Origin of the sequence: Streptomyces sp. NPDC090499, assembly GCF_044769305.1 — a bacterium.
Classification (GTDB): Bacteria; Actinomycetota; Actinomycetes; order Streptomycetales; family Streptomycetaceae; genus Streptomyces.
The window spans coordinates 126,957-133,323 of sequence record NZ_JBIVXP010000003.1 but is presented as its reverse complement, the minus strand read 5'-3'; the positions used below and the strand labels follow the sequence as shown (position 1 = coordinate 133,323).

Below are 6,367 nucleotides of genomic sequence, written 5' to 3'. Positions count from 1 at the left end.
CAGCTGGGTGGCCCCGATAGGGGCGCGGGGAACTGCGCGACTCGCCCCCACGGGCCTGCGGTGGAGCGTCTGCCGGCAGCTGGGTGGCCCCGATAGGGGCGCGGGGAACTGCGCGACTCGCCCCCACCGGCCCGCGGTGGAGCGTCTGCCGGCAGCTGGGTGGCCCGTAAGGGGCGCTGGGGGCGCCCCGGCCGAAGGCTGGGCCAACCCCCACTCGCCGGCACCCGAAACCCGACCCCTCACCACACCGATGTCGGCTTTCCTCACGAAGTGAGCTACCGCACAGCTGCCGTAGAGTTGAGCCTGGTCGGTATGCGACCGCGGTAGATCGGAAGGGCAGCAGGCGTGACCGTCGACGACACGGGCTCCGGCGAGGGCGCGGACGCCGCCGACTCCGGCGAGGACCCCCTCGCGCTGCGTCTCGAAGGCCTGATCCTCGGGGCCGAGCGCCGCTACACCCCCTTCCAGGCGGCCCGCAGCGCCGGCGTCTCCATGGAGCTGGCGTCGAGGTTCTGGCGGGCGATGGGCTTCGCTGACATCGGGCAGGCCAAGGCGCTGACGGAGGCGGACGTGCTGGCCCTGCGCCGGCTCGCCGGTCTCGTCGAGGCGGGGCTGCTCAGCGAGGCCATGGCCGTGCAGGTGGCGCGGTCCACGGGACAGACCACCGCCCGTCTGGCCGAGTGGCAGATGGATTCCTTCCTGGAGGGCCTGACCGAGCCGCCCGAGCCGGGCATGACCCGGACCGAGGTCACGTACCCGATCGTCGAACTGCTGCTGCCCGAGCTGGAGGAGTTCCTCGTCTACGTCTGGCGCCGCCAGCTCGCCGCCTCCGCGGGCCGGGTCGTGCAGGCCACCGACGACGAGGAGATGGTCGACCGGCGCCTCGCCGTCGGCTTCGCCGACCTGGTGGGGTTCACCCGGCTGACCCGGCGCATGGAGGAGGAGGAACTCGGCGAACTGGTCGAGGCCTTCGAGACCACCGCCGCCGACCTGGTGGCGGCCCGTGGCGGCCGGCTCATCAAGACCCTCGGCGACGAGGTCCTGTACGCCGCCGACGACGCCGGGGTCGCCGCCGACATCGCGCTGCGCCTGGTGGAGACCATGGCGCACGACGAGACGATGCCGGAGCTGCGGGTCGGCATGGCCTTCGGCACGGTCACCACCCGGATGGGCGATGTCTTCGGCACGACCGTGAACCTCGCCTCCCGTCTGACCTCGATAGCCCCGCGCGACGCGGTGCTCGTCGACAGCGCGTTCGCGGAGGAGCTGATCCGGGTCGGGGAGGCGCCGGCCTCGGAGGCGGCCGCCGCGGAGGAGGCGGCGACCGCCGAGAAGGAGGGCGAGGAGCCCCCCGTGTACCGCTTCGCGCTGCAGCCGATGTGGCAGCGTCCGGTGCGTGGCCTGGGCGTGGTCGAGCCCTGGCTGCTCACCCGCAGGGACGAGGCGGTCCCGCCCGCATAGGGCATAGCGCACAGGGCACGGGTCTGGGCCTCCCGAAGACCGGCAGCGCCCCTTCCCGGTACGTACCCGGCATCCGCGGATTTGGCGTCAGCCGCTCGGCGCTGCCGCCGCGTCGACGCACAGTCCGATGATCGGGACGCAGAGGCCGGACCCGGCCGGCGTGGTGGGCTGCCGTGTGGGGGTGGGGGCGGGTGTGTTCCCGGGCGGTGCCGAGGTCGGCCGCGAGGTGGCCGAGGGGGCCGGTGTGTTGGGGGACTCGGGGATGGTGGTCGGGTCCGGGGTGGCCTGTGCGGTGGCCTGCGCGGTGGGCGGGCCCGAGGGCGCGGTCTGCAGGGGTACGAGCGTGGAGGCCGTCGTCGGCGCCGGACTCGCCCCGACCGTCACCGAGGTCGGCGAGAGGTCCGGCCGGGGAATGGCGGTCGCCGTGGCGACCGTGGCGGCGGCGGGGGTCGACCGGTCCGTCCCGGTGCCCGGATCCAGCCGCGGTTCCGCCTCGGCGGCGCCGGGGCCGCCGGCACCCGGGTCGACGCTCACCCGGACCAGGCTCAGGGCCCCGGCGGCCAGCGCGATACCGCCTGCGACGAGCAGGACCCGGCGGGGGCGGGGGCGGCGGTGCCGGCCCCGGGGGTGCGGAACGAAGCGGCGTGGGCCTGCCGGGGCGGGGTCCGCGGCAGCAGCCGCAGGCTCCGCTGCCGTGAGGTCGGTGTCTCGCGTCGGCTGCGTCGACGTCTCGGTCATCACGATCCCTCCCCGTGCGCTCACGCCCCCGATGCGCCATGGCGAGCGCACGTTATGCGCTCCCCTGGGCGGTGCGGTGCGACTTGGGCGGGATGTCACTCGAACGGGTTGCCGGGGTTCGGTACGGGAACCGGGCGGCTGCTCTTTCCCGTTCGCACCTCGGCTGCGATGATCGAAGCCAGGATGTTAACCCGCGTTAACCGGAGGGCGTGTCGTGAGCGAGCAGCGGTTCGGGGAGTTCGTGCTGGTACGACGGCACGGCAAGGTGGCCGAGTTCGTGCTGGACCGGCCCCAGGCGATGAACGCGGTGTCGGCGGAGATGGCACGTTCGATCGTGGCCGCGTGCGCCGCGCTGGGCGCCGACCCGGATGCCCGGGTGGTCGTGCTCACCTCCTCGCACGAGCGGGCGTTCTGCGTCGGCGCCGACCTGAAGGAGCGCAACGCGATGAGCGACGCGGAGCTGCTCCGGTCGCGGCCGCTGTCGCGCGGGGCGTACACCGGCGTGCTGGAGCTGCCGATGCCGACGATCGCCGCCGTGCACGGCTACGCGCTCGGCGGGGGCTTCGAACTGGCCCTGTCCTGCGACGTGATCGTGGCCGACGGCACGGCCGTGGTGGGCCTGCCCGAGGTGTCGGTGGGCGTGATCCCGGGCGGCGGCGGCACCCAGCTGCTGCCGCGCCGGGTGGGGGCGGCCCGCGCGGCCGAGCTGGTCTTCTCGGCACGGCGGGTGGAGGCGGCGGAGGCGCGTGCGCTGGGGCTCGTCGACGAACTGGTGGAGGCGGGGCGGGACCGGGAGGCGGCGCTGGAGCTGGCGGCGCGGATGGCGGCGAACTCGCCGGTGGGGCTGCGGGCGGCGAAGCGGGCGCTGCGGCTGGGGCACGGGCTGGACCTGCGGACGGGCCTTGAGGTCGAGGACGCGGCATGGCGGACGGTGGCGTTCTCGGGGGACCGGGCGGAGGGGGTTGCGGCGTTCAACGAGAAGCGGCGCCCGGAGTGGCCGGGGGAGTGACGTACGGGTGGGCGACTGCCTGCAGCCGAGGAGCCCCGTAAGGGGCGCGGGGAACTGCGCGAGCAACCCCCGCCGGGCCGCGGTCCGCGACGAGACGGGTCGTCGCAACACCTGTTCGCCGCACCAACGTCCCGAATCATCCAATTCGTCCCTAACCTGGAGTAATGGGTGAGGACAACCGGCTCGCCGCCGTCGTGGCGCTGGCCCAGGGCATGGCTGCGGCTCGCACCCCACATGAGTGCTGGCACGCCGCCGCGGCCGGGGCCTGCCGTGCGCTGGACGGCAGCTTCGCCGCGCTCTCCGTCTGGGAGCGCGAACTCGGCCGGCTCCGGGTCCTCGTGAACGTCGGGGAGCGTGCCCCCGACGAGGAGGAGTTCCCGGAGGCCGAGGCCTATCCGGTGCACCAGTTCCCGGAGATCACCGAGTTCCTCCACGAACGCTGGGCGGGCGGCGGCGGCCCCAACGCCTGGGTCGAGACGGCCGAGGGTCCCGCCGCCGGCCGCCCCGGCTACTCCCACCAGCGCGTCGCCGCCCTGCGCCGGCGCGGCCGCGGCTGCTGCCTGGTCGCCCCGATCGTGCTGCACGGCAGGGCCTGGGGCGAGCTGTACGTGGCCCGCGCCGTCCGCGCCCCCGTCTTCGGCCGCGCCGACGCCGACTTCGCCACCGTCCTCGCCTCCGTCGTCGCCGCCGGGATCGCGCAGACCGAGCGTCTCGAGGAGGCCCGCCGGCTCGCGTACACCGACGCCCTCACCGGACTCGCCAACCGCCGTGCCGTCGACGTGCGCCTCGACGAGGCGGTCGAGCAGCACCGGGCGGAGGGGGAGGTGGTCAGTCTCGTCGTCTGCGACCTCAACGGGCTGAAGAAGGTCAACGACACCTGCGGGCACGCCGTCGGCGACCGTCTCCTGGAACGCTTCGGCTCGGTGCTGTCGCTGTGCGGGGCGATGCTGCCGGGTGCGCTGGCCGCGCGGCTCGGCGGGGACGAGTTCTGCCTCCTCGCGGTCGGGCCGCCGGCCGACGACGTGGTCGAGGCGGCCGGTGAACTCTGCCGTCGGGCGGGGGAGTTGGAGCTGGGGGAGGGGGTCGCGTGCGGGGTCGCCTCGACCGCGGACCCGATCGGTCCGGTGCGCTCGGGGCGTCGGCTGTTCCGGCTCGCCGACGCGGCCCAGTACCGGGCCAAGGCGCTGCGCGCCCGGCGGCCGGTGGTGGCCGGGCGGGAGGGTCCTGACGATCCCGTGGTGCGGCTGGCCGACGCGCCGCCGCCGGAACGGGCGGAGCGGCGGAGCTTCCGCGGGCGCCAGGGGCTGTGACGTACAAGTAAGGGGCGAACCCGTGACCCAGTAGTGACAGCCCCTGCATTCAATGCGTACGCTCCTGAATATGGATATGCACACTGTGGTGGTGGGGACGTCCGGTGTCACCGCGTCCGACGTTCTCGCCGTGGCGCGCGGCGGCGCCCGGATCGAACTGTCCGCGGAGGCGGTCGCGGCCCTCGCGGCGGCCCGCGGGATCGTGGACGCGCTGGCGGCCAAGCCGGACCCGGTCTACGGCGTCAGCACCGGCTTCGGCGCCCTGGCGACCCGGCACATCAGCCCGGAGCTGCGGGCCCAGCTGCAGCGCAACATCGTCCGTTCGCACGCGGCCGGCATGGGGCCGCGGGTGGAGCGCGAGGTCGTACGGGCCCTGATGTTCCTGCGGCTGAAGACCGTCTGCTCCGGACACACCGGTGTGCGTCCCGAGGTCGCCCAGTCCATGGCCGACGTGCTGAACGCCGGCATCACCCCGGTCGTGCACGAGTACGGCTCCCTCGGCTGCTCCGGGGACCTGGCCCCGCTCTCCCACTGCGCCCTCACGCTGATGGGCGAGGGGGACGCGGAGGGCCCGGACGGTGTCGTCCGCCCCGCGGGCGAACTGCTCGCCGAGCACGGGATCGCTCCCGTCGAACTGCGCGAGAAGGAAGGGCTGGCCCTCCTCAACGGCACCGACGGCATGCTCGGCATGCTGGTCATGGCCCTCGCCGACCTGGACATGCTCTACAAGTCGGCCGACGTCGCGGCCGCGTTGAGCCTGGAGGCGCTGCTCGGCACGGACAAGGTGCTCGCGCCCGAGCTGCACGCCATCCGGCCGCACCCGGGGCAGGGCGACAGCGCCGCCAACATGCTCGCCGTGCTGCAGGGTTCCCAGCTCACCGGGCACCACCAGGACGACGCGCCGCGCGTCCAGGACGCGTACTCGGTGCGGTGTGCTCCGCAGGTCGCCGGGGCCGGGCGGGACACGCTCGCGCATGCCCGGCTGGTCGCGGAGCGGGAGCTGGCGTCGGCCGTCGACAACCCGGTGGTGCTGCCCGACGGCCGTGTCGAGTCCAACGGCAACTTCCATGGCGCGCCGGTCGCCTACGTCCTCGACTTCCTCGCCATCGCGGTGGCCGACCTCGGGTCCATCGCCGAGCGGCGGACCGACCGGCTGCTGGACAAGAACCGCAGCCACGGGCTGCCGCCGTTCCTGGCGGACGACGCGGGCGTCGACTCGGGGCTGATGATCGCCCAGTACACGCAGGCGGCGCTGGTGAGCGAGCTGAAGCGGCTGGCCGTTCCGGCGTCGGCCGACTCGATCCCGTCCTCGGCGATGCAGGAGGACCACGTGTCGATGGGGTGGTCGGCCGCGCGCAAGCTGCGGACGGCCGTGGGCAATCTGACGCGGATCATCGCCGTCGAGCTGTACGCGGCCACCCGGGCGGTCGAGCTGCGGGAGGGCCTGGCGCCGGCGCCGGCGTCCCGGGCCGTGATCGACGCGGTGCGCTCCGCGGGGGTGCAGGGGCCTGGGCCCGACCGGTTCCTGGCGCCGGATCTGGCGGCGGCGGAGGAGTTCGTGCGGAGCGGGGGAGTTGTCGACGCGGCGGAGAAGGTGACCGGGACGCTGCGGTAGTCACTCGACCTCGGGCACGTGGGGGCTGGTCGCGCAGTTCCCCGCGACTCTGGGGTGCTCCCTGCGCCCTTTTGAGGTGACCGGGGTGCTGCGGTAGTCCGTCGGCTGCGGGCGGGTGGGGGCTGGTCGCGCAGTTCGCCGCGACTCTGGGGTGCTCCCTGCGCCCTTTTGAGGTGACCGGGGTGCTGCGGTAGTCCGTCGGCTGCGGGCGGGTGGGGGCTGGTCGCGCAGTTC

At 74.4% G+C, this 6,367-nt stretch carries 5 protein-coding genes; 4 read left to right on the top strand and 1 reads right to left on the bottom strand.

The features are described from left to right. Window positions 1–345 precede the first annotated feature (345 nt). Window positions 346–1,461 carry an adenylate/guanylate cyclase domain-containing protein gene (locus ACIQVL_RS12560; protein WP_403443512.1) on the top strand — a complete coding sequence of 372 codons (1,116 nt, stop codon included), beginning with the start codon at window positions 346–348 and terminating at the stop codon, window positions 1,459–1,461. 87 nt (window positions 1,462–1,548) lie between these two features. Here ACIQVL_RS12560 and ACIQVL_RS12555 read toward each other — a convergent pair whose 3' ends face one another. Next, a complete protein-coding gene (locus ACIQVL_RS12555; protein ID WP_403475283.1) occupies window positions 1,549–2,199 on the bottom strand; it encodes a hypothetical protein in 651 nt (216 codons plus the stop codon). A 214-nt stretch (window positions 2,200–2,413) separates the two neighbouring features. Here ACIQVL_RS12555 and ACIQVL_RS12550 point away from each other — a divergent pair, with 214 nt between their 5' ends. From ACIQVL_RS12550 to hutH, 3 genes are all read left to right on the top strand, one after another. Then, a complete protein-coding gene (locus ACIQVL_RS12550; protein WP_403475282.1) occupies window positions 2,414–3,208 on the top strand; it encodes an enoyl-CoA hydratase/isomerase family protein in 795 nt (264 codons plus the stop codon). A 164-nt stretch (window positions 3,209–3,372) separates the two neighbouring features. Further along, the gene (locus ACIQVL_RS12545) at window positions 3,373–4,518 is read left to right on the top strand and encodes a diguanylate cyclase domain-containing protein (protein ID WP_403443520.1); all 1,146 of its coding nucleotides are present in this window, start codon (window positions 3,373–3,375) and stop codon (window positions 4,516–4,518) included. 76 nt (window positions 4,519–4,594) lie between these two features. Continuing rightward, window positions 4,595–6,133 carry a histidine ammonia-lyase gene (hutH, locus tag ACIQVL_RS12540; protein ID WP_403475530.1) on the top strand — a complete coding sequence of 513 codons (1,539 nt, stop codon included), beginning with the start codon at window positions 4,595–4,597 and terminating at the stop codon, window positions 6,131–6,133. Window positions 6,134–6,367 lie beyond the last annotated feature (234 nt).